This is a genomic window from Rothia sp. HMSC072B04, from assembly GCF_001813725.1.
Lineage (GTDB): Bacteria > Actinomycetota > Actinomycetes > Actinomycetales > Micrococcaceae > Rothia > Rothia mucilaginosa.
In genome coordinates, this window is record NZ_KV813803.1 from 260,799 (window position 1) to 284,881 (window position 24,083).

Annotated in this window: 16 protein-coding genes; 13 read left to right on the forward strand and 3 right to left on the reverse strand. The window is 64.0% G+C overall.

The window, feature by feature from the left end:
* The first annotated feature begins 66 nt into the window (after nt 1–66).
* The 9 genes from HMPREF2928_RS05475 (at nt 67) to mutM (ending at nt 11,112) form a co-directional block, all read left to right on the forward strand.
* Nucleotides 67–1,413, forward strand: a complete 1,347-nt coding sequence (locus HMPREF2928_RS05475; protein ID WP_070687602.1) for a thiamine-phosphate kinase — start codon at nt 67–69, stop codon at nt 1,411–1,413.
* A 205-nt stretch (nt 1,414–1,618) separates the two neighbouring features.
* On the forward strand, nt 1,619–2,959 hold the full coding sequence (locus HMPREF2928_RS05480; RefSeq protein ID WP_070687603.1) for a DAK2 domain-containing protein: 1,341 nt from the start codon (nt 1,619–1,621) through the stop codon (nt 2,957–2,959).
* Nucleotides 2,956–6,798 (forward strand): ATP-dependent DNA helicase RecG, encoded by a 3,843-nt coding sequence (locus HMPREF2928_RS08980; RefSeq protein WP_083311384.1) that lies wholly within the window; start codon nt 2,956–2,958, stop codon nt 6,796–6,798. The genes HMPREF2928_RS05480 and HMPREF2928_RS08980 overlap by 4 nt, the downstream gene beginning before the upstream one ends.
* A 109-nt stretch (nt 6,799–6,907) precedes the next feature.
* Nucleotides 6,908–7,561 carry a 16S rRNA (guanine(966)-N(2))-methyltransferase RsmD gene (rsmD, locus tag HMPREF2928_RS05490; protein ID WP_012903339.1) on the forward strand — a complete coding sequence of 218 codons (654 nt, stop codon included), beginning with the start codon at nt 6,908–6,910 and terminating at the stop codon, nt 7,559–7,561.
* A gap of 132 nt (nt 7,562–7,693) precedes the next feature.
* Complete coding sequence (gene coaD, locus HMPREF2928_RS05495; protein WP_070687605.1) at nt 7,694–8,170, forward strand: pantetheine-phosphate adenylyltransferase; 477 nt, start codon at nt 7,694–7,696, stop codon at nt 8,168–8,170.
* Between the two features lie 229 nt (nt 8,171–8,399).
* Nucleotides 8,400–9,008 (forward strand): YceD family protein, encoded by a 609-nt coding sequence (locus HMPREF2928_RS05500; RefSeq protein WP_012903341.1) that lies wholly within the window; start codon nt 8,400–8,402, stop codon nt 9,006–9,008.
* A gap of 30 nt (nt 9,009–9,038) precedes the next feature.
* Nucleotides 9,039–9,242 carry a 50S ribosomal protein L32 gene (rpmF, locus tag HMPREF2928_RS05505; protein WP_005505656.1) on the forward strand — a complete coding sequence of 68 codons (204 nt, stop codon included), beginning with the start codon at nt 9,039–9,041 and terminating at the stop codon, nt 9,240–9,242.
* Between the two features lie 16 nt (nt 9,243–9,258).
* A complete protein-coding gene (rnc, locus tag HMPREF2928_RS05510; RefSeq protein ID WP_005508108.1) occupies nt 9,259–9,948 on the forward strand; it encodes a ribonuclease III in 690 nt (229 codons plus the stop codon).
* Between the two features lie 75 nt (nt 9,949–10,023).
* On the forward strand, nt 10,024–11,112 hold the full coding sequence (gene mutM / locus HMPREF2928_RS05515; protein ID WP_070687607.1) for a bifunctional DNA-formamidopyrimidine glycosylase/DNA-(apurinic or apyrimidinic site) lyase: 1,089 nt from the start codon (nt 10,024–10,026) through the stop codon (nt 11,110–11,112).
* Nucleotides 11,113–11,318: 206 nt separating this feature from the next.
* Here the strand turns inward: mutM and HMPREF2928_RS05520 are convergent, their stop codons facing one another.
* The 3 genes from HMPREF2928_RS05520 to HMPREF2928_RS05530 form a co-directional block, all read right to left on the reverse strand.
* Nucleotides 11,319–12,560 (reverse strand): NAD-dependent epimerase/dehydratase family protein, encoded by a 1,242-nt coding sequence (locus HMPREF2928_RS05520; protein ID WP_070687609.1) that lies wholly within the window; start codon nt 12,558–12,560, stop codon nt 11,319–11,321.
* Between the two features lie 33 nt (nt 12,561–12,593).
* Nucleotides 12,594–15,590 carry an alpha/beta fold hydrolase gene (locus tag HMPREF2928_RS05525; protein WP_070687611.1) on the reverse strand — a complete coding sequence of 999 codons (2,997 nt, stop codon included), beginning with the start codon at nt 15,588–15,590 and terminating at the stop codon, nt 12,594–12,596.
* Nucleotides 15,591–15,673: 83 nt separating this feature from the next.
* Nucleotides 15,674–16,726: a 3-oxoacyl-ACP synthase III gene (locus HMPREF2928_RS05530; protein ID WP_005505662.1), complete on the reverse strand. Its 1,053-nt coding sequence runs from the start codon at nt 16,724–16,726 to the stop codon at nt 15,674–15,676.
* Between the two features lie 324 nt (nt 16,727–17,050).
* Here HMPREF2928_RS05530 and HMPREF2928_RS05535 point away from each other — a divergent pair, with 324 nt between their 5' ends.
* From HMPREF2928_RS05535 to lgt, 4 genes are all read left to right on the forward strand, one after another.
* Entirely contained in the window at nt 17,051–20,365 is a 3,315-nt protein-coding gene (locus tag HMPREF2928_RS05535) for a chromosome segregation SMC family protein (RefSeq protein WP_083311394.1), read from the forward strand.
* Nucleotides 20,366–20,691: 326 nt separating this feature from the next.
* On the forward strand, nt 20,692–22,026 hold the full coding sequence (trpB, locus tag HMPREF2928_RS05540) for a tryptophan synthase subunit beta (protein ID WP_070615949.1): 1,335 nt from the start codon (nt 20,692–20,694) through the stop codon (nt 22,024–22,026).
* The gene (trpA, locus tag HMPREF2928_RS05545) at nt 22,026–22,880 is read left to right on the forward strand and encodes a tryptophan synthase subunit alpha (RefSeq protein ID WP_049327777.1); all 855 of its coding nucleotides are present in this window, start codon (nt 22,026–22,028) and stop codon (nt 22,878–22,880) included. The genes trpB and trpA overlap by 1 nt, the downstream gene beginning before the upstream one ends.
* The gene (lgt, locus tag HMPREF2928_RS05550; RefSeq protein WP_070615948.1) at nt 22,880–23,884 is read left to right on the forward strand and encodes a prolipoprotein diacylglyceryl transferase; all 1,005 of its coding nucleotides are present in this window, start codon (nt 22,880–22,882) and stop codon (nt 23,882–23,884) included. Before trpA ends, lgt begins: the two co-directional genes overlap by 1 nt.
* Nucleotides 23,885–24,083 lie beyond the last annotated feature (199 nt).

Consider the following 24,083-nt stretch of genomic DNA (forward strand, 5'->3'; position numbering starts at 1 on the left):
GCGTAAGAATACGCGATAATAGAGGATGTGAATCCTCAGACTTTTAGCGAAACGCGGGACAACCCCATGCGAGAGACACCTCTCTCAAAGCTGGGCGAGTCCCGCGTTCTGCGCGCTTTTATGCCGATTATCAACGCCCACAACGAGCAGGTTGCCGCTGCGGCACGCCAAGCGGGGCATATCGAACCCCTCGAGGTGGGCCCCGGCGACGACTGTGCCGTCCTCGCCGCGCCCGGTCAGCGTACCGTGGTCACCACCGACACTCTCGTCGAGGACCAGGACTTCATGAACCTGTGGCCCGGCGGTATCGCACGGGCGGGTGAAGACGGTGAGCTCATTCTGGAACCCGCCTGCAGTAGCGGCTACGATGTGGGGCGCAAAGCCGCGACCCAGAACCTTGCCGACGTTGCCGCCATGGGTGCGCGCCCGGCGAGCCTCTTCATCTCCTTGAGCCTGCCCGGTAGCACTCCTTACGGCTGGATTGACGGCTTCGCCCACGGCATTGTGGACGGAATCAACGCCTGCGGAGCCACCGAATGCGTGATTGGCGGCGGCGATATTGGCGACTCCACCGAAATGTCGGTGACCGTCACCGCCCTCGGCTACACGGATCGCGCCGTGCTACGCTCCGGTGCGCGCACCGGCGACACTATCGCCCTGGCGGGGTGTACTGCCTGGTCCGATGCCGGTCTGCGCCTGCTGCTCAACCCGCTCTCCCTGCCCGCCACGGCACTGCTGCGTGCCATCGCCGCAGGCCAGGAAGTCGAAGCGGCGCTGGATGCGGTGGGACAGGCGTGGGAAAAGAAGCATGTTGAGAAGCAAGCTGAAGGCTCAGCTCCTCTTCCCGAAGGGCTCATCGAGCTTGCCCGCACCCTCACCCCGGAAGATGCCGCGCACATGATTGCGGTCTGCGAGCGCGCCGTCGCATCGCAGCACCACCCGGTCAGCCCCATCCCCGCCGGTGAGGTGGCACGCCAGCATAAGGCAAGCTCCATGCTGGATCTTTCTGACGGACTCGTCAAGGACGCCGGGCGAGTTGCCGCCGCCTCCGGGGTGCAGATGCGCCTCGACCGTGCCGCCGTGGATGCGTTCGCCGAGCCGCTGCTACCGTTGGCGCGCCTGCTGCTGGCGATTGGTGAGCGCAACGAGGCGGGGGAGAGCCCCGCATCCCTGGCGCGCACCTTCGTGCTGGTTGGCGGAGAGGACCACGGCCTGCTGGCGACCTTCCCCGGTGAGGTGCCCGAAGAGTTCGTGCCCCTGGGCACCTGTGTTGCGGACGCCCCGGAGCGCGGTCTGAGCGCCGAGCTCTACGGTGCCGAGCGCCGCCACAATGCGGTGACCGGCGCGGCGGTGGTCATGGATGGCCGCTCCCTGGACGGTATGGGCTGGGAACACTACGGGGCTTCCGCGTAGGAGCTTCTGCGTAGGAGTTCCACCGAGTGCCGCGAGGTGTTTTCAGCTCGCGGGATAGACGACGGGCAATACCGTACATTTAACCGAAATTGCCTAGAATAGAAGTACGAAATAGGCTGGATTCTGCCCGTGCCGCGGGCACTGAGAAATCAGTCGGGAACCGCGCGAAACTGACGAAACCGACGAAACTGACGAGGAGGGTAGCGTGAACGCAGAACAGAACCAGCGCACCGAAGAACGCGAGATTTACCGCCGCGCCTGCGTGCGCGCCTACCGCTTCGGAGTAGCGTGGTCCACCGCCGCCCGCACCACCATCGAACGCTACCGCGATGCGCTCAACGAGCTCAACGGGTTCCCCGTGCCCGATAAGGACACCGGCTCCAATATCGCCCACACCCTGCTGACCCTGACCGAAGAGTTTGAGCGGGGCATGGAACAGGTTCTGCCCAGTGAGGCTCTGCCCAGTAAGGTTCTGCCCTGCGAGGTTCTTCCCGCTGGCGAAAATCCCGGCGGGGAGGGCACATGCGTGCCCGAGGCGGCGGGCACCTCCGAAGAAGAAACCCTCGCCCACCTGTGGATTCAGCTGGGCGGTATTTACGAGCATGCGATTATGCGTGCATCCCGCGTGGCGCGCGGCAACTCCGGTACCCTGCTTTGCGCTTGGGCGCTGGAGGCGGTGAGGAGCTACTGGTTCCTGCCCGGGAACCTCGCTCGGGAGCTCGGCGACGCGGGCGATGAGCTGCCGCTCGTGCGCGCCCTGGAAGCAGACTACGAGCGTGTGCTGGCTGGCGGTTCCCTGCCGAAGCATCGCGAAGTGAAGCTGGAGTACGCCCACGCGGAGGCTCGCGCGATGGCGTTCGCGGCTGAGCGTATTCGCGCCAGTGTGGGGGAGCAGATGGTGCCCTCCACGATGCTGTCGGTTATGGTGGAGCTCGCCCGCCTGGACGCACACTATGATGCATCGCAGGACGCAGAAGCCGCTGATGGGGCGCTGAAAGAGCGTCGACGTGCGCTGATGCGTGCCGCTCTGGAACGTACCGCGCAGTTCCCGCCCTCACCCGAGCTTGCCGGTTTCGTGGATGCCGGCGCGCTCGGCTTCTACCTTGCCGTGGTGCACTCCAACCCGCGTTGGGAGGGTGCGACCCTGCATGAGGCGCAGGTGGAATCCATGCTGCGTGCACCCTCTACCGGTGTGACTTCTGTAGCCGGTTCTGCGGCACGAGTGGGTTCTGAACAGGCGGGCGCTGAACCTGCCGAGCACGCAGAACACGCGGAGCAGAGCGGCTGGGAGCTTATGGGTACGCTGACCTGCGAGCCCCTCGCCCTGGCGCAACTGCGCCCGGAGCTTGAAGCCATGGGCGACAGCCTGCTCATTACGCCCCTGGACATGGCGGCTGGACTCTGGGCGCTGCACGTGCACGTGCCCGACATCGACCCCGCCCGCGAGCTGATTATGGGCTACGGTCAGTGGTCGGATGAGCGTATTTCCTCCCTGACGGACGGTCGTCACGCCGACCACGCGTGCGGTGCGGAGGGCGGAGCATGAGCCCCGCCCGACGTTCCGTAAATCCACAACAGGAAGCCCTGGACTTGGGGCTTCCTGAGTCTGCTCCCGCCAAGACTGCCCCGGTCAAAGCTGCGCCCACCAAGACTGCACCGGCAAAGACTAAGCCTGCTAAGGCTGAGGTAGAGCAGTCTGAGGCAGTGCAGGCTGAGGTAGCGCAGCGCGAACCCGTAGCCTCAACGGCTGTGGAGCTTACCCGCGCCGCATCTGCGACCCGTACTGAGCCTGTGACCCAAGCTCAGCGAGCGACAAAGGGTGCGCCGCTACTGAGCGATGAGCAGCTCCGCACCACCGCCGAGCTGACCGTGCGCGATCTTGCCGCCTACGCCCGAGGCGAGGTGAGCCGCGCCGAGTTGAGCGAACGCGCTGCACAGCGCGCCAGTGCACCCTACCGTAAGGCGCTCAAGGCCCTCAAGCATTCGCTGGGCCCCGCCGCGCACACCATGACCGACGACGCTCTCTACGAGCTGGTCGATATTGCGTTGGCGGCACGACAGACGGCTCAGCCGGGAGCGCTTCAGACTGAGGATTCCGCCCAGAGGAAGTCAACCCGCAGAGCGCCCGCTCAGAAAGCGCCCGCGCGGAAGAACCCTACCCAGATGAAGACGGTTCAGAAGGCACCTGCCCAGAAAGAACTAGTTCAGAACGAACCGAGCCCGCAGGAGAGTGAAGCTCCCGTGCGGGCTGCTTCGGCGCGCCCGCAGAAGGTATCGAAAGCGAGCGAAGAGGGCGAGCAGAAGTCTGCGCAGAAGGTGCCCGTTGCGGAGAAGAGCACGCCCGAGGTAGAAGCTGAAAAGCCCGCGACCAACAAGACCGTAGCGAAGAAAACGGCTTCCGCAGAGAACACGCCTGCCGCTCAACCTGCTACGACCAAGAAGACCACCAAGAAGGCGCCGGCTGAGACCGCCAAAGAATCGGGCACCTCTAAAGCCCCGGCGAAGAAGGTAGCTGATTCCAAGATCACTGCGCAGAAAACCCCTGCGCAGAAAACCCCGGCAAAGCCGAAAACCACTGCACAGAAAAGCCCTGCGAAAAAAGCTCCTGCCCAGAAGACTTCCGCGAAGAAGGCCGCTTCCAAGAAGGTTGCGGCTGAGAAGCCCACTGCAGCCTCCACATCAGCCGCCGCGGAGGCTAAAAGCCGTGCCCTGGCGCGCTACGCCTCCGAAGACCGCATCGAAAATGCGCCGCTCAAAAAGTACCTGCCCGCACCCAGCGCCAAGGCAATCGCCACGCATCTGGATCTGCACACCGTCGGGGAGATGCTCGAATACTTCCCGCGCAAATACCTGCCGCGCGGTGAGCTCAGCTCCTTCGCCGAACTCGTCGAAGGTCAGGACGTCACCATCATTGCCCGCGTGGTGCACGTGAGCACCCGAACCATGGCGGCACGCCGAGGCAAAATCACGGAAGTGACCATCACCGACCGGCTCTCCGACGCAACCGGGCAGGACGCACCTGCCGGTTTTGGTGCTGCTGGTTACGGGGCTGGCGGTCCCGTATCCGTGGTGCCCGGACGAGCTAACCGACCCGGTTCATCCAGTGCATCCAGCGTATCCGGTGTGCCCGCGCAGAATTGGCAGGCGACCGGGATGCACAACCCGCGCATTAACGCGCTCGCTAACACCGCCCAAGGCAGGGGAGCCCAGCCCGCCTCCTATAGCGGCTACGCAGATAGCTACGGCCAGGATAGTTTTGCACAGGATAGCTTCGTGCAGGGAGGCCTCTTTGGCGTGCCCGCACCCAGCCCGAGCACGAACCCCGGTGTGGGTGCGCTCATTGGCTCGCAGATGAAGCTCTCCTTCTTCAACGCCTGGACCGCCGCCCGTGAAATCCACGAGGGCGAAACCATGATGTTCTCCGGCAGGGTCGGCATCTACCGCGGCGAGTACACCCTCACCAACCCGCACTACGCCCTGCTCTCGAAGGACGCCTCCGGCGCGGACGTCACCGACGCCGCCACCGCCCCCGTGCCCGTCTACCGCGCCCCCGTGAAGCTGCCCACCGACCGCATTAGCGGCTACATGGCGCAGCTGCTCGAAAAGGTGCCACTCAAAGAACTTGAAGACCCGGTACCCTACACGATTCGTCGCGCCCGCAAGGTGCCCTCGCTGGAGTGGACGTACCGCGCCCTGCACACCCCCGACTCGGAGGACACCTGGCGTGCCGCGCAGGCGCAGATGCGTTACCGCGAGGCGTTCGTGCTGCAGAGCGCGCTCGCCCGCCTGCATTCGGTGCGTGCCGCGCACCTGACCCAGCCGCGCCCCGCCGTGGAGGGCGGCCTCGCCGATCGGCTGCTTCAGATTCTGCCCTACAAGCTGACCGAAGGGCAGCAGAAGGTGGGCGCTGAGATTGCCGCGGATTTGTCGAGTGAATCGCCCATGAACCGCCTGCTGCAAGGTGATGTGGGTTCCGGTAAGACCGTGGTGGCTCTGCGCGCCATGCTGCAGGTTGCCGATGCGGGCGGCCAGTCCGCGATGCTCGCCCCGACCGAGGTGCTTGCCGAGCAACATTTGCGTTCGGTGCTGGACATCCTGGGGGATATGGCGGCGCCCAAAGACTCTGACGATTCTTCCGCCGGTTCTGCCGAGGGAATCCCCGCGGGGAGCGAGGAGGAACCCGACCGTGTGCGTGTGCGCCTGCTGACCGCCTCCATGGGTACCCGCGCCAAGCGCAAGGTACTGCAGGAGCTTGCCGACGGTACCGCCCAGATTGTGATTGGCACCCACGCCCTGCTTTCCGACGAGGTGAGCTTCCACGATTTGGGTCTGGTCGTCGTGGACGAGCAGCACCGTTTCGGCGTGGAGCAGCGCGACGGTCTGCGCGGCACCGACGGCGCCCTGCCGCACCGCCTGGTCATGACCGCAACGCCTATTCCGCGCACCGTCGCCATGACCGTGTTCGGTGACCTGGACGTGTCCGTGCTCGACACCCTGCCCGCCGGCCGCCAGAAAATCTCAACGCACGTGGTGCCCCTCGCCGAGAAGCCCGCCTGGGCGTCCCGGCTGTGGAGGCGCGCCCGCGAAGAAATCGACGCGGGCCACCAAGTGTATGTTGTCGTACCCAAAATCGGGGAGGACGGCGACAGCCTGGAGGAGGGCGCCGCGTTCTTTGGCGCATCCAGCCTCAACAGCTCTGGAACTGGCGCGGGCAACTCTGCCCAGGGCTATTTCGGTCAGGGCGGTAGCGCTAGTAGCGATGGCAAGGTTCAGCTGACCTCGGTCGCCTCAATGTACTCCTACCTGAGCGCTGAGGACGCCCTCGTCGGCGTGCGTATCGGCACCCTGCACGGTCGCATGGACCCGGCGGAGAAGACCGCCGTCATGACCGCTTTCGAGCGCGGCGAAATTGACCTGCTCATCAGCACCACCGTCATTGAGGTGGGCGTGAACGTCCCGAACGCCACGCTCATGATCATCATGGACGCCGACCGTTTCGGCATCTCTGGCCTGCACCAGCTGCGCGGTCGTGTGGGCCGCGGCGGCTATGCGGGCACCTGCCTGCTGGTTACCCGCCAGGAGGAGGGCGGCGTGTCCCGAGAGCGTCTGGATGCGGTCGCCTCCACCACGGACGGCTTTGAGCTTTCCCGCATCGACCTGGCGCAGCGCCGTGAGGGTGATATTCTGGGTGCTGCACAATCGGGCTCGAAGAGTACCCTGCGGTTCTTGCGGGCGCTCGCCGATGCCGACATTATTGAGCGTGCCCGCGAGGATGCCCGCTCGGTGGTGGAGAAGGACCCGACGCTGGCTAAGCACCCGTCGTTGGCGCGTACGATTGACCGCGCTCTGGACGCTGACCGTGAGGCGTTCCTCGGCAGGGGATAAGCGCCCAACGGGGCAGAACGCTCTGCCCGCTCCGCCCATCAACCAGCCTTGCCCACCACTCGCTGAAACCCTGACGTCAACACACCGCACTAGTTAAGAGGAGAGACCTATGAGCCGTATTATTTCCGGTGCTGCCGGAGGCGTTCGCCTTGCCTCGGTTCCGGGGGATAATACTCGCCCCACCACCGACCGGGTGAAGGAATCCCTCTTCTCCAAGCTGGAGAGCTACGACATTATTCGTGGCGCCCGCGTGCTGGACGCCTTTGGTGGCTCGGGTGCGCTGGGCTGCGAGGCACTCTCACGCGGTGCCGCCTCCGTGACTCTGCTGGATACGTACCCGAAGGCTGTTGCGGTGATTCGCAAGAACGTTGCCGCGGTGGAGAAGGCGATGGGCCGCACCGGTTCTTCTGGTGCTACCGGTTCTGCGGCGCGCGTGCAGCAGTCTCAGGCGCTGACCTACGTGAAGTCCGCCTCCGGGCCGTGGGATCTGGTGTTTGTTGACCCGCCCTACGCCATGCCGAATGAGCAGGTCAGTGAGCTGCTGGAGGCGCTCACCCCCAAGCTTGCCGAGGGTGCCGTGGTCGTGGTGGAGCGTTCTTCACGCGACCCGGAGCCGGTGTGGGGCGAGGGCCTGTACTGTTTTTCGACCCGTCAGCACGGTGAGACGGTTCTCTACTATGTGGAGCCTGACGAGGTGGAGGAGCAGGCGGGCGACGAGTTCGGCAACGAATCTGGCGAGGATGCTGAAGAGCTCGCCGCCTAAGATTGCCGCCGCATCTCACCGCCCGATCTTGCTACCTCAGCCTGCGCTCGTCCGCATGCCACTAACCCGCATCTTAAATTCGCCCGCATCTACTCATTCCAACCTCTGATATTTATTCGTGAAGGGACCGCCATGATTGCCCTCTGCCCCGGATCTTTTGACCCCGTGCACCACGGCCACCTGGAAATCATTGCCCGCGCCGCTCAGCTCTTTGACAAGGTGATCGTGGGCGTGGCGCACAATAGCTCCAAGAAGTACCGTTTCTCCCTGGAGGAGCGCGTGCAGCTGGTGCGTGAGTCTCTGCAGGAGCTCGGCATTGAGGGTGTGAGCGTGGAGCCGATTCCGCCGGGCGTGCTGCTTGCCGAGTACGCGGCGGAGCGTGGCGCGAAGGTGCTGGTGAAGGGTCTGCGTTCGGCGACGGACTACAGCTATGAGGCTCCGATGGCAAGCATGAACCGCCACCTGGCGCAGGTTGAGACGGTGTTCTTGGCGGGTGAGGACCGCTACGGTGCGGTGTCGTCCACGATTATTCGTGAGGTGGCGTCGCTGGGTGGTGACGTGACTCCCTTCGTGCCGGAGGCGGTCGCCCGCGCCCTGAAAAACGCCTAGTAGAGAGCCCGGCAAAACCGGCGGGCGCGCCCATCCGACACGCCCGACATGCCCACCGACAAGGCAAACTACCGCTAACCAGGCAACTCGCACCGCCGACCGGGCACTTAAGTCCCCCAGTAGTAGCCCCGACCGGCCGATTAAGTGCCGCGCGGCGCCTCCTTAAGGGGATATTTAAGAGGTGAGCGCCACTTAAAGAGATTTAAAAGGCGCTTAATCTTGATTAACGGTGCGAATGACCCCTAAAATGGGACTTTGGTTTATACATTTCGTAAGGAGAAACGCCATTTCACGTGCAGACGCATCGCCGCTGGTGGTATCGGTTACTAACCTGATTCACCGCCCCGGCACCATGGAAACTCTCACTGAGGTTCTGCCCGCACCGGCAGACCTGGGTAACACGCTCATCGGCGTGGAAGAGGGTTCGGATATTGACCTCGATATTCGTATGGAGTCTGTTGTTGATGGTATCCTAGTTACCGGCTCCGTCGTTGTGGATGTACACGGCGAGTGTAGCCTCTGCTTGGATCCGATTGATTACGAGATGTCGGCCAATATTCAAGAGCTTTTCGTCTTTGAGAAGGCCCCGGCTGGCGGCCCCGAAGACGAAGTAGATGAGCAGTACGCCGTTGAGGATGATTCCATCGACCTTGAACCGGCTCTGCGGGACGCAGTAATCCTTCAACTGCCGTTCCAGCCTGTTTGTAGGGACACCTGCCAGGGTCTGTGCGCCGATTGCGGTGCGCGCCTGGAGGATGACCCCGGGCATCATCACGAGGTGTTGGATCCGCGCTGGTCGGCCCTGCAGGGCCTGCTCGGTGCAGATACCGAAAACTAAATTGTTGTTACTAGAGATTGTGAGATAGCTGTGGCTGTTCCCAAGCGCAAGATGTCCCGCGCTAACACCCGCGCACGCCGTTCCCAGTGGAAGGCATCCGTGCCCCAGCTGGTTAAGACCGTTGAAAACGGTCGCGTGACCTACAGCCTGCCCCACCAGGCAAAGGTTGTAACCGACGCTGCAGGCAACGCCCTGTTCCTGGAGTACAAGGGCCGTAAGGTTGCAGACGCCTAAGAAGCGGTGAATCCTTATGACTGAATTTCCTAGTGTTGATACTAGGGAGTTGCGTAAACGTCTCGGAGTCGATATCGACGCCGAGACGTTTTTGCTATCCCTAACCCACCGCTCCTACGCCTTCGAGAATCCCGGAGTGGAGCATAATGAGCGCCTGGAGTTCCTGGGCGATTCGGTGCTTTCCCTGGCGATCGCTGAAGAAGTGTACCGACGCTACCCCGACCTGCCCGAGGGTGAGCTCGTGAAGCTGCACCACGTGGTGGTGTCTACGGTGGCGTTGGCGAAGGTGGCGCGCGACCTGGATCTGGGCAGGTACATCCTGCTCGGTAAGGGCGAGATTCACACCGGCGGCGCCGATAAGGACTCGATTCTTGCCGACACCATGGAGGCGATTTTCGGTCTGACCTACCTGGAGTGCGGTCGCGAGGCGGCTCGTGACCTGGTGCTGCGCCTGATTGCCCCGCTGCTTGACGATGAGAAGGTCCTGAACTCTGGACGCGACTGGAAGACCGAGCTGCTGAACCTCGCCACCGCCCGCGGTTGGGGAGACGTGCGCTACGAGGTTACCGGCGAGGGCCCCGATCACGCGCGCGTGTACACTGCGGTCGCTATTGTGGCAAACCAGCAGACCGGTACCGGTGTGGGTCCGAGCAAGAAGGAGGCGGAGCGTCTTGCCGCTGAGCAGGCGTACCGCGTTCTGGTTTAGGCTCATTCAAGCATCCTGCAGGTCTGTTAGCTCTGCGGTCTCTTGATTCTGCAGCCCCGCTGATTGGAGGGAATCATGCCCGAACTGCCCGAGGTGGAAACCGTTCGTGCAGGTATCGCCGACCATTCGTTGGGTCGGCCCGTGCGGGCGGTGCGCGTGGTCGATGCCCGTTCGCTGCGCAGGTACCTGCCCGGTCCCACCCACTTTGAGGCGGCACTCACCGGCAGGGCGCTGCGCGGTGCCTACCGCCGCGGCAAGTACCTGTGGCTGACCCTGAGCGAGGCGGACGGCGCGCTTGCCGATGAGGCGCTCGTTGTGCATCTGGGCATGAGCGGTCAGCTGCTCGTGCGCGATGAGCCGGACGGTGATTCCGGCAGTGACTCGGGTAGTGATTCGGAGGCTCGCGCGGCCTTTGACGAGCATCCGCGGCACCTGCGCGTGGCGCTAGAACTGGGACCGGCAGGAGCTACCAGCGCTGCGGGAGCTACCGGTGGCGCGGCGAGCATCAACCGGGCGAGCACCGGGCAGCGGCTGCTCTTCGTGGATCAGCGCATCTTCGGCGGCATGTTCCTCAGCCCGCTGGTACCGGACGTACCCGCGGCGGTTGCAACGAATAAAGCAGCGCCCGGTGAATCAGCGCCCGAGGGCGGCACCGATTTTAGCGCCGTAACCGAGCGTTTTCTAGTGCCGGAAGCGGTCAAGCACATTGCCCGCGACCCGCTGGATGAGTTCTTCGACCCCGCGGCGGTGCGCCGCAAGTTTTTGCGCACCTCCAGCGGCATTAAGAAGGTACTGCTGGACCAATCGGTGATCTCCGGGGTGGGCAATATCTACGCCGACGAGGCGCTATGGCGTGCGCGGTTGCACTACGCGAAGCCCGCACGCTCCCTGAGCGCCGCGCAGACCCGCGAACTGCTGGAGGCGGTCACGCAGGTGCTGCGCGAGTCCCTGGCGGCTGGCGGCACGAGCTTCGACGCCCTGTACGTGAACGTGCTGGGGGAGTCTGGCTATTTTGAGCGCTCGCTGAACGCCTACGGTCGTGCCGGGGAGCCCTGCCACCGTTGCGCGGAGGCGGGCCGCACCTCCCTCATCGTGCGAGAGCCGTTTCAGAACCGCTCCTCCTACCGCTGCCCGCACTGCCAGCGGGCGCCGCGCTCTCGCTAGGTATAGGTGCGGGCTAGACAAAAGCGCGGGCTAGGTAAAAGCGCACGCTAGATAAAGGCTCCGTAAAGCATCACGCTAGATAGACGCTCCGGCGCAAAAATGACGGCGTAGCTACGTTCCTCCCACACGGGGGATGTAGCTATGCCGTCATTCGTTTAAAGCTGGGCTGGGAAAGGGCTGGGGGAGCCGACCCAAAAAGAAGCGACTTAGCGGCTGTACCTATCCCCGTAGAACAGGCCCAGGCGCTCGTAGCCTTCCTCAATCGACACGGAGGGCTCCCACTGCAACAGCTCGCGGGTGCGGCGCTGATCAAACCAGTGCGCGGTCGACAGCTGCTCGGCAAGGAACTCCGTCATGGGCGGCTCGTCACCGGCGGTTACGTTCTTCGGCAGACGCTCCCACACGCGCTCAATGACCTTACCCGCCAGGGCCGCAACCTTCGCCGGAACCGAGAAACGCGGGGCGGGAACGCCCACCGCCTCACAGAAACCACCGAGAAGCTCGGCGATAGTGCGCGGCTGGCCGTTCGTCACCACCAGCGCCTTGCCCGCAAAAGCGTCGAGGCGCTGATAGCCGCGCACCACGGCGTCCGCGGCGTTATCAATGTAGAGCGTGTCAATCAGGCCCGTACCGCCGGAGAGCAGCGGCAGACGGCCCGCGGCGGAACGCTCCAGAATGCGCTCGACCAGCTGGGTATCGCCCGGGCCCCACATCAGGTGAGGACGCAACGCACCCACGCGCAAAACCCCGCCACCGGGCAGGGCAGTGCTGTTCGCCTCCAGCGCCAGAAGCTCAGCGGCAGCCTTCGAACGCGCATAGTTACCGCGCGCATGCTCCGGGGACGCCACGCCGGCACCATCACCCACAATTGCCGCGCCGGCATGAGCCACCGACGGCGAGGAAATGTACAGGAACGAACCCACCGAATGGTTCAATGCCGCCTGCAACAGGGTGCGGGTGCCCTCAATGTTGATGCGCTCATAATCAGCCCACTCGCCGCTGACCGAAACCTTCGCCGCGGCATGCACCACGCCGTTCACGCCGGTCATCGCCAAATCCACAGCCTGCGCGTTCGTAATATCGCCGCGCACCTGCTCAAAACGCGGGCGAATCGAATCGGGCAGAAGCGCCGCAATACCCGAATCACCACGCTGAAAAACGCGCACATCATAGCCGGCACGCAGCAACGCCAGCACGCTCTCACGACCCAGCAGACCGCTGGCACCGGTAAAGAGGATGCGCTCGCCAATACGCGGCGCGAAATCGGGCTCCTCAATCGGGCGCAGCGAACGCGGGGCGGGGTCGGTGTAGCGCGCCGCCAGCGGCTGCGCAGGCTTGCGGAACCGAGCCGTCGGGGAGGTCACCGCATGCGAAGTTGACAGGCGGGACGCAGACAAGCGGGGTGCGGACTCGTGGGAAGAGGACTCACGCGAAGAATGAGGGGACATCATACTCCTTAGACATAGGGATCCGGCAGGCGCTTACGCCCCCGCAAGGACCTTTGACGCCCACTCACCCAGGGCGGGGCGGTCAATCTTCGAATTATGGCGAATATCGGTCGGATGCTCGTGCACCACCAGCACTGCGGCAAGCTCCACGCCGGTATCCTCGGCAACCTTCTGACGCACCAGCTGCGACAGCTCGAAGGGCGCCACACCCTCCGCAATGGGGAAGCGGCGAGCGCCGGGCACGCGATCGAGCAGGGCACGCTTGAGACCCGACGCCGACTGGCGCGCCTCCAACGCGGCAGTATTTGCGGAAGCTTCAATGACCAGCACCGGGGCGGCAGTACCTGCAGGGCCCACCGCCACCAGGGCGGCGCGGCGCACCTCGGGCAGGGACTCGGCGGACTGCTCAGCCGCAACCGGGGTCAGCACACCCTGCGAAGTCAGCAGCACGTGCGCGAGGCGGCCCTCAACCCACAGGCGACCCGAAGCGTCCAAGTGTCCAACGTCACCGGTATGATGCCAACCCGGAGTGCTAATGGACTGCTCCTCAGTCACCCACAGGGTGTCGTAGCGGTCCTTCACATGGGGCGCCGACACCAGAATCTCACCGGTCACACCCGGCTCATGGGTCAGCTCATCCGCCACCGAACCGTCCTGCAGTAGCGGCGCAATAGCCACCGCCGCACCGTACACCGCGAACCCAACGCACACGCCGTCACGGGCGAACGGGTCGAGCACCTCACCGGCAGCATTCGGGGTGCCCTCAGCAATCGCCTGGCGAATCATCTCGAAAGACACATCGGTCACCGGCAGACCCTCGGTCATACCGTAGGGGGTGTGCAGGGATGCGTTCGGCACCAGCGCGGAGAGCGCCTCCAGTAGCGGCACGGGAATCGGCGCGCCAGCACTAAGCACGGTCTGAACCTTAGCCAACGCCGCACGCTGCTCAGCGTTCAGCTCATCGGCAGTCGCCACCACATTTACCAGGGCGGCGGGGGAAGCAAACACGACCGACGCATCAATAGCCGCCGCAGCCGACGCCAAAGCAGAGGCCGTCAGAGTCTTCGGGCGGGTCACATCCATCGTCGGGGTCACGCTGGTAGCACCCAGCGCCGGGCCCAACAGTGCAAACGGCGCGAAGCCAGCCACCAGGCCGCTACCGGGCGCAAAACCGTACGTGTTCGCAATGGCGTCGCGCATACCAGCCAGCTGACGCTGCGTGTACACCACACCCTTAGCCGGGCCGGTCGAACCGGAGGTGTACAGCACCGCCGCATCAGCATCCGGCACGGGGGAGGGGAACTCCACCACGGTCGGGGTGGGCACCGGCGCGCCCGGAGTGCCATCGGCGGCGGGAGCGGTAAACACCGAACCGACAACGCCCAGCAGCTTCTCCTGCACCGAACCCAGCGGTTCCACAGAAATACGCACACCCGGCCACAGCAGGGTGCGGGCGGCACTGAGCGCGGCGGGAATACCCACCAGGAAGCTCGGGTTAGCGCCCTTCAGCGCGCGAGTCAGACCCGGCAGGCCCAGGCCGGTATCAGCCACCACAATGACCGCGCCCAGCTTCATGCAGGCGTAAATCAGGGTGGTCAGGCGGGCACCCGGAGGCACCATCAGGTTCACGCGGTCACCCGGACGCACACCCAGGGCATGCAAGCGGGTCGCGGCGGCGTTGACCTGCTGGTTCAGCTCAGCCCAGGTCAGGGTCACAGAGACGGAGGTGCCGTCACCCTTGGGGTCCATGTCCACCACGGCTACGGAGGTGTCGTTGGCGCGTTCGGTGAGGGCGGCGAGCATGGGGCGGAACGCCGCGGGAACAGCGCCCTCAGCGGTAGCGCCCTCGCCGGCAGTAAGACCGTGGCGGCGCGCGCGGGCGGCACGATGCTCCGCCTCCGCATTACGCGCCGGAACCAGCATGCCGTCCTCCAGCGTGCCGAAAGTCTGCGCAAGCCACGAAATCATGGGGGAGGCAATATCGTAATCCTCAATGACCAGGTGCGAGGCCTTCTCGTAGCGGTGCACCTTCGCCTGCGGCATGCGCTCCATCAGGTCGAACAGGTAGCGGCGCTGGAACACCGGGTCCTTCGTGCCCCACTGGAAGAACGCGGGCACATCCAGGTCACGGATCTGCTCGGCAATACGCTGCATCGGCGTATAGGAAGGAATATCGGTGCCGGTCGGAATATCGCCCACAAAATTACGCACACCCTCACGCCACGCCGAATGAGCGTACGGCGCACGGTACGTACGGTAAATCGCCTCGTTCAGAGGGCTCGGGTACAGGCGCTTGGGCTGCTGACCCACCGGCTGCGGCAGGGCACCATCAAGCGCCCCGGCACCGACAGAACCCGGCGCGGGCAGGCGGCCCTCATTCTGAGCCAAACCCAAGGTCACATCAATAAACGCGGTCGAATCGTGAGTACCCCACTCGTGCACACCCAACGCCAGGCGCAGGGCAGCAGGGATATTCTCAATACCGTCATGGTAGACCGCGGTGTTCGTCAGCATCACGCCCGAAAGAATCTCACGATGCTCCAGCGCCCAGCCAAAGGACACCAGCCCACCCCAGTCATGGGCGAGAGTCACGACCGGCTTATCGGTCTCATCCAGGCCCAGCGCCTTCGTGAAATCACCCAGGTCAGCGATACGGTCGGTCAGGGAGCGGCGCTCACCCTCCAAATCCAGGTGGGTGCGCTCCGAATAACCCATATCAATCTGATCAACCGCAACCACACGCCACGGGGCGCGCTCATTCACGCCCGCATCCAGCACGGTACGCCACAGGTACGACCAGGTCGGGTTACCGTGCACGCACAGGATCGTGCCAATCGGCTCCAAACCCTGCTCGACCAGCACCGGAAGGTTATCCAGGTAGTGCCAGCGGCGCGCGCCAGCCTGCTGCGCCCGCTGCTCAATGGGGGCGGAGGTGGGCACCTCCAGAAGGTGGGAGTAGCGCGGGTTCACGCCCGCCCATTCCTCCGGGTTATACGGGGGCTGAGCCTTAGGGAAGTTCAAATGGCGCATGCTGGGAATCCTTCCGGATCGAATCGGTGAATGTCTACCGCAAAAGCTAACGGGTTACCGGCTAAAGGTTGCTGGATACCGGGTTACCACTGAATCTCAAGCAGGGCAGTGTTCAGGCCGGAACCCACACCCATGCACAGAATACGGTCGCCCTCCGTGTAGGTCGGCGCGCACTCGGCGAGAGTCATCGGCAGAGCCGCCGCAGCCACATTGCCCCACTTCGGGAAAGTCAGGGGGATACGCTCACGCTCAATACCGACCGCCTCAATAATGGCGTTCGTGTGGGCGTTAGAAATCTGATGGGTCACGTAGGAGGTCATGTCGTTCCACTCCCAACCGTCCTGATGCGCCTGCTCCCACGCCTGCGCCACCAGCTCCAGACCGTGCTTGAGCAGGCCCTCGGCGTCAGTGTTCATACCCTGATCCGCCTCGCCACCGATGCACAGATTACGGTGCTCAGTGCCCGCGCGGGACACCGAACCGACGATGCGGTGACCCTCCGGGTGGCGGTCAGCTCGACCAATCACAGCCGCCGCCGCGCCCGAACCGAGGGTCAGGGTCGCAAACTGAGCCAGCACATCCTCGCGGGTCGAATCGGGGTTGTTCAGGATGCGCACCGCGGTACGGTGCCACGGGGAGGGGTCCTCGCCAGCGACAATCAGAGCGTAGTCGATAGCGCCCGCATCAATCATGGTGGAGGCGACAGTCATCGCGTTCACAAAGCCCAGGCAGGCGTTCGTAATATCGAAGTTCAGGGCGTGACGCGGCAGCTCCAGACGGTCGTGCACACCCACCGAAACGGCGGGCTCAAAGTTATCGCGAGTCACCGAAGCGTTAATCAGCAGGCCAATCTGGGAGCGGTCAATACCCGCCTGCTCGATAGCCTTCTCGGCTGCGGCAACAACGCCGTCCTCGAAGGTCTGGCCCTCAGCCCAACCGCGGCGAGTGCTAATACCGGCAAGACGCTCCAGCAGGCCCTTCGGCATGCGCAGACGCTTGTAGGTTTGGGCCAGCTGCTCATCGAAGTAGTCGCTCGTGACGACCTCCGGAGGCAGCTCATGGGTAATAGACAGCAGAGCTGCGTTAGCGTGGCGAATGTCAGAGTTTGTGCCGACCTTATCGGCGGATGCATTCATCAATGGTGTGGCCCTTGAAAATAGAAGTCAGTGGGATACATAGAAAAACGCGGGGATGCGAACAGCGGCCCCGCAGAATTCGTGATGCTCATTCCAATCTACCGCACCGACCGGGCGAACCCGTATCCGTAGACCCAATATGAACGCGCCCGTTCACCCCGCGCGTAAGATGATGCAGAATGAGGAACTTTGAACCCCCTTCACCCCGTGCACACTCACGCCGCCCGCCCGCCGCACCGCGTACACTAGAGGGATGCCGCCACGCACCACAGAACGTGCCCGGCACACACCAGTTCTTCTGCAGAAAGGCCCCTTGTGCACCTGATGTCGCTGACCCTGCGCGGGTTCAAGTCTTTCGCCTCCGCAACCACTTTTGAGTTCACCCCCGGCATTAACGCGGTGGTCGGCCCCAACGGCTCCGGCAAGTCCAACGTGCTGGATGCGCTCGCCTGGGTTATGGGTGAGCAGGGCGCTAAGAGCCTGCGCGGCGGCAGCATGAAGGACGTTATCTTCGCGGGCTCCGGCGAGGCTGGTTCGGGCGACGGCGCCCAGCGGGCACCCCTGGGCCGCGCCAAAGTCACCCTGACTTTCGATAATTCTGATGGCACCCTCAGCATTCCCGCTGACCGGGTGCAGATTTCGCGCACCATGTTCCGCTCCGGCGGCAGCGAGTACGAGATTAACGGCTCCCCGGCGCGCCTTGCCGACATTCAGGACCTGCTCTCGGAGGCGGGTCTGGGTCAGCAGATGCACGTGCTCGTCGGCCAGGGTCAGCTGGATGCGGTCCTGCACGCCACCGCGCAGCAGCGCCGCGACATGATCGAGCAGGCGGCGGGCGTGGTCAAGTACCGCCGCCGCCAGGAGAAGACCAGCCGCAAGCTGGAGTCTGTGGCATCGAACGTTACCCGCCTGAGCGACCTGGTTGCCGAGCTGGATTCGCAGTTGCAGCCGCTGAGCGAGCAGGCAGAATCCGCCGCGACCGCGCGCCAGCTGCAGGCGCGCATCCGCCAGCTGGAGGCGGTACTTTTGGCTCGTCAGCTGGGTGTTCTGCAGGCTGAGCAGGCGCAGGCTCTCGCCTCCGAGGCGGAAGGTACCCGCCGCGCCGAAACCCTGAAAGAACAACTGGAGGCGGCACGTACAGCGTCCGCGAAGCATCAGCAGGAGCAGAACCGCCTGAACGCCGAGGTCACCGCCTGCCAGAAGGCCGTGTCGACCCTGCGCGAGTCCGCTGCGCGCGTGCGCACCGTGCAGTCCATCGCCACCGAGCGCGTGCGCACCTACCGCGTGGAGCTGACCGAGGCGACCGCCGCCGCCCGCGCCGGATACGAACGCGCCCTGGAACTGCTGGAGGAGCGCCGCGAAGAGGCAGAGCGCGCGGTGGAAAGCTACGCCAGCTTTGAGGAGCGCTACGATGCGGCGCTGAAGAACGTTGAGAAGGCGGCGTCCGAGGTGGCGCAGACTGAGCGCGCCTCGGGTGAGGCCGCGCAGTCTCGTGCCCGCGCGCAGGCCCAGCTGGATGCCACCCGCGCCGCTGCGGTGGAGGCGACCCGCGCCTACGCGGCGGCGGCTGAGCGTGCCGCAACCCTGCGTGAGGCGCTGGGTCAGAGCCTGGGCGAGGAACCCGCCGAGCTGGACACTGAATCTGCTGAGGCGGTGTTCGACCCCGAGACCGGCGAGCTCCTGGATTCTTCGAGCGAGGGCGCGAGCCTGCTGCGCGTGCTGGATGCCGTGCAGATTGACCCCGAGTACGCGCGTGCAGCATCTGCGGCGCTGACCTCGCTGGCGACCGCGGCGTTGAGCGTGCCGGTTGAGGGCGCCGAGGTGTCGCAGCTGCGTGGTGGTAAGGGTGATGAAAGCAGCGAATCTGCCGCGACGGAACTTTCAACAGAACTGCCCGAAACCACCCTGCCCGATTCCTGCGCCGCTGAGCTGCGCGAGCTGGGTGTCCACCCCGCCACCGAGATGATTGAACCGCTCAGCGAGGACGCCGCCGCGCTCGCAGGCATCGACGAGCACGCCCTGGCGCGCGTCACCGCGGCGCTGGGTGAGCGCCTGGCGGGCGTGCTGTTCGCGCCGGATGCCGCCTCCGCAGAGCAAGCCCTGCACCTGCTCGCAGAGAATACCCTCGCAGGTCAGCGCACTATATGGCGTATTTTTGACCCCGCAGGCACCGAGCACACCCGCTACAGCCTGCTCTACCCGGCTGAGGGCGCCAGCCCCCTGGAACTTGCCGCCGCATACCGCGCCGCCTCCCAGGTCGTGACCCGCACACGCGCCGAACTGGACGAAGCCGAACATGCCGTTCAGCAGGCTCAGACCGCGGCAGAATCGGCGGTCGAAGCAGAACGCGAGGCGGCGAAGGCGGCGGGCGTGGCGAGCGCCGAGCATGCCCGCGCCCGCGCCCAGGCGGATTCCCTGGAAGCCTCCGCGCAGAACATTCAGAATGAGCGCGCCCGACTGAACGAGCGCCTCACCGCCGCAGAGGAATCCGTGGCACAAGCGCGCACCGCCTACGAGTCGGCGCGCACCCGCGAGGATTCCTACCTGGCGGGCACGGGGGAGCAGGCTCCCGCGGCGACAATTGAGCGCCGCGCCCAGCGTCTGGGTGAGGTGCTTGCCGAACAGGTGAGCGAGCGTGAGCAGCAGTTGCACGAGCTGAGCGGCGCCCTGAAGAACGCTCAGGAGGGCCTGACCAGCACGAATGATGAGGTGCAGGATTTGCAGGCGGCGCACGCGGCGGCACTGACCCTGTTGGCGCGCACTCAGACGGAGGCGGCGCGCGTGCAGGAGCGCGTGCAGGCGCTGGCTGAGCGTGCCCGCCTGGTGACGGGATTGACCCTGGAGCAGCTGGAGGAGGAGTACTCCGAGCAACTGCCGGTTGACTTGCCCGCAGATGAGGCTTCCGAAAATGCTGCCTCCGAAAACGACGCTCCCGAAAATACTGCTACCGAAACGGCATCAGAGACTACCGAAGCCTCCACCGAGAGCGTCCGCGCTCGCCTCAAGGCAACCCGCGCCGAACTGGAGGCGCTGGGCGCCATTAACCCGCTGGCGCTGGAGGAGTACGAGGCACTGTCCGAACGCCACGCCTACCTGAACCAGCAGATTGAGGATTTGAAAGCGACCCGCCGCGACCTGAACACGGTCATGGACGAGGTCAGCAGCCACATTGCGGAGGTGTTCACCGCCGCGATGGAGGACGTTAACACCCACTACCGCCGCATCTTTGAGACCCTGTTCCCGGGAGGCGAGGGCCACCTGGAGCTGGACGACCCGTCCGATCCGTTGAATTCGGGTGTGGAGATTCACGCGCGCCCGGCGGGTAAGAAGGTTAAGCGCCTGTCGCTGCTGTCTGGCGGTGAGCGTTCGCTCGCTTCGCTGGCGCTGTTGATTGCGATTTATATGTCTCGCCCGTCGCCGTTCTACGCCCTCGATGAGGTTGAGGCGGCGCTGGATGACCGCAACCTCTCGCGCCTGCTGCAGGTGATTGGTGAGTTGGGGGAGCGTTCGCAGCTGATTGTGGTGACGCATCAGAAGCGCACGATGCAGATTGCGGAGACCCTGTACGGGGTGTCGATGCGCGGTGGTGTGTCGACGGTGCTTTCTCAGCAGATGGAGGAGTTGCGCGAGCTGCTGTAGCCCGCCGCGCTTGCCAGACCCTGCCCGACCCGGCCAGACCCAGCCGAGCGCCCCTGCCTCGCCGCTTCTTCCCAGCGTTTAAACCTTCCCATGCGAGCCGCCCATACCCGCGAGCACACCCACCCCGGCGAACGTCACATGTCCTAGGAATGGTCATGTGCACCCCGGGGTACAGGTCACCGCCTGTACCCGGGTACTATAGGGGGATATGTGCGAACACCGCCCGCCTATTCGCGGTTGGCGTGGTGTTTCGTTGTGATCAGGCCTGATGCCCCGCCCTACCCGCGGTGCGCATCCGGCGGCAACCATCCAGGGAAGGAATAGTGATGAGCGAGAACCTGGCAGATGCTTTCCTCAACGGCGAGTCGTTGAAGAATGCCCCCGGCCCCTATTTTGGTGAGTACGGCGGGCGGTGGATGCCCGAGTCGCTGATTGCCGCCATGGATGAGCTGGAGGCAACCTTTAACGAGGCGAAGAACGACCCCGAGTTCATTGCTGAGTTCCAGCGTCTTTCTGCTGAGTATTCGAACCGTCCGTCGCTGCTGACTGAGGTTCCGAAGTTCTCTGAGCATGCTGGTGCGCGTGTGTTCCTCAAGCGTGAGGACCTGAACCACACGGGTAGCCACAAGATTAATAACGTGATTGGTCAGGCTCTGCTGGCTAAGCGTATGGGTAAGACCCGTCTGATTGCTGAGACCGGTGCGGGTCAGCACGGTGTTGCGACTGCGACCGCGGCTGCGCTCTTCGGCATGGAGTGCGTGGTCTACATGGGCGAGGAAGACACTGAGCGTCAGTCGCTGAACGTGGCTCGTATGCAGCTGCTGGGCGCGAAGGTGATTGCGGTTCAGAACGGTTCCCGCACCCTCAAGGACGCCATTAATGAGGCGCTGCGCGACTGGGTTTCGAACGTTGAGAACACCCACTACCTGCTGGGTACCGCTGCGGGTGCGCACCCGTTCCCGGCGATGGTGCGTTTCTTCCACGACGCTATCGGTGAGGAGGCGCGCGAGCAGATTCTGGCTGAGACCGGCCGCCTGCCCGATGGTATTGCTGCCTGCGTGGGTGGCGGTTCGAACGCGATTGGTCTGTTCCACGCGTTCTTGGACGATTCTTCGGTTGAGATTTACGGTTTTGAGGCTGGCGGCGACGGCGTGGAGACCGGCCGCCACGCGGCGACCATTACTCTGGGCCGCCCGGGCATGCTGCACGGCGCGATGACCTACCTGATGCAGGATGAGGACGGCCAGACCATTGAGTCCCATTCGATTTCTGCTGGTCTGGATTACCCGGGTGTGGGTCCGGAGCACTCCTACCTGTCCGATATTGGTCGCGTGACCTACGAGCCGGTGACTGATACCGAGGCGATGGACGCTCTGCGTCTGCTCTGCCGCACCGAGGGTATTATCCCGGCGATTGAGTCCTCACACGCTCTGGCGGGCGCGTTGCGCGTGTGCCAACGTTGGGCTGCTGAGGATCCGGAGGCGGCACGCGAGAAGACGATGATTGTCTGCCTGTCGGGCCGCGGCGATAAGGACATGGAGACCGCACTGAAGTGGTTCGGCCTGGGTAAGGCGATTCCGTCCTCGACCCTGATGACCGGTAATAAGGAAGCTGCCGCATCCGCTACACAGAACGCACAGGCTGAAAGTGAGGCTAAGTAATGAGCTACCAGGACGCTATTTCTCAGTCGGCACCTTTTACGGTGCTGGATGGTTCTTTCCCCGCTCCGAATGCGCAGTCGCCTCTGGCGGCTCGTTTGGCTGAGTGCGAGAAGCAGGGCCGTGCGGCGCTGATTGGCTACCTGCCGGTGGGCTTCCCGACCCTGGACGAGTCGATTGACGCGGCGATTGCTCTGGGCAATAACGGCGCGGACATTATTGAGCTGGGCGTGCCTTATTCTGATCCGGTCATGGATGGCCCGGTGATTCAGAAGGCTACCGGCGTGGCGCTGGAGAACGGTTTCAAGCTTCCTCAGCTGTTTGAGGCGGTCCGCCGCATTACCGAGGCGACCGACGCGGTGGTTGTCGTGATGACGTACTGGAACCCGGTTCTGGCGTACGGTGTGAAGAATTTCGCGCGTGATTTGGCGGCTGCCGGCGGTGCGGGCATGATTACCCCGGACCTGGTGCCTGATGAGGCGTCGTCGTGGTTTGAAGCTTCTGATGAGTACGGTCTGGACCGTATTTTCTTGGCTGCTCTGTCTTCTTCGCCGGAGCGTCTGGCGACTATTGCGAAGGCGTCGAGCGGCTTCGTGTACGCCGTGTCGGTGATGGGCGTGACCGGTGCCCGCACCTCCGTGTCGGAGGCGGCTCGCACCCTGGTTGCGGACATTAAGGCTGCCGGTGCGCCTCGTGCGTGCGTGGGTCTGGGCGTTTCGACTCGTGCCCACGTTGAGGAGATCGGCGAGTATGCGGACGGCGTGATTGTCGGTACCGCACTGGTGAAGGCTTTGGCTTCTGGCGGTGTTGAGGCGGTGGCTAAGCTGACCCGTGAGCTGGCGGGGCGTGAAGGCTAATGTCTGATGTGCTGTCGCTGGCGAGCGTGCCGGTAGCTAACGTGCTGGCTTCGATTCCCTCTCCAAGCGTTTCGTACCTGCAGCTGGGCCCGTTCCGTGTGCATTTCTATGCCCTGTGTATTCTTGCGGGTATGGCGGTGTGCTTGTGGCTGGGTTCTCGCCGTTGGAAGGCGGCGGGTGGTACCCCTGAGCGCGTTTTTGACGTGGCGATGTGGGCTATTCCGGCGGGCATTATTGGTGCCCGCGCCTACCACGTGCTGATTACTGACCCGGGTAGCTATTTCGGTCCGAATGTTGCTGATCCGTGGGCTTTCCTGAAGATTTGGGAGGGCGGCATCGGCATTATGGGTGCCGTGTCGGTTGGCGCGTTGGGCGCCTGGTATGGTTGTCGCCGCTACGGCATGAATTTCCCGGCTTTTGCGGATGCGGTAGCGCCGGGTATTCTGCTGGCGCAGGCGTTTGGCCGCTGGGGTAACTGGTTCAACCAGGAGCTGTTCGGCAAGCCGACGACTCTGCCGTGGGGTCTGGAGATTAGCGCGTCGAGCGGTAATTTCCCCTCGCAGTATCCGGCCGGCACGCTGTTCCATCCGACGTTCCTGTACGAGTCGCTGTGGAACCTGCTGGGCGTGGCGTTGTTGCTGTGGCTGAGCCGTAAGGGCGTGCTGAAGCTGGGTCAGACCCTGTGGCTGTACGTGTTCTACTACGGCGTGGGTCGCCTCTTCATTGAGATGTTCTTGCGTATTGATACCTCGGAGATGCTCTGGGGCGTTCGTATTCACGTGTGGACTGCTCTGCTGCTGGTTCTGCTGGGTGCTGCTGGTTTTGTGGTGGCTGGTCGTCGTGCTGTGGCGAAGGCTGCTGCGGGTATTGAGCCGGCTCCTGCAGAGATTGCTCCGAAGCCTGCCGCAGATGAGCCTGCAGATGGCGCTGAAGAGAAGGCATCTGAGAAGGCAGAGCCCGCCGAGGATTCTGACTCTTCGGAGTCTTCGACGAAGGGCTCCTAGCTTTCATCTTCTAGCTCTATCTAAATTTCATAGAAAAACCGCCGGACGGGGGAGCGCCCCTGTCCGGCGGTTTTTTATGCCCGCTATTTGTGCTTGCTGTCTGTTTCTTGCTGGTGGATGTTCTCATGGTGGCATATGCCGGGGCCCTGTACGGATTTAGGCTGTTGAGAAGGCATAATAGAGGTATTGCGTGTGGCGG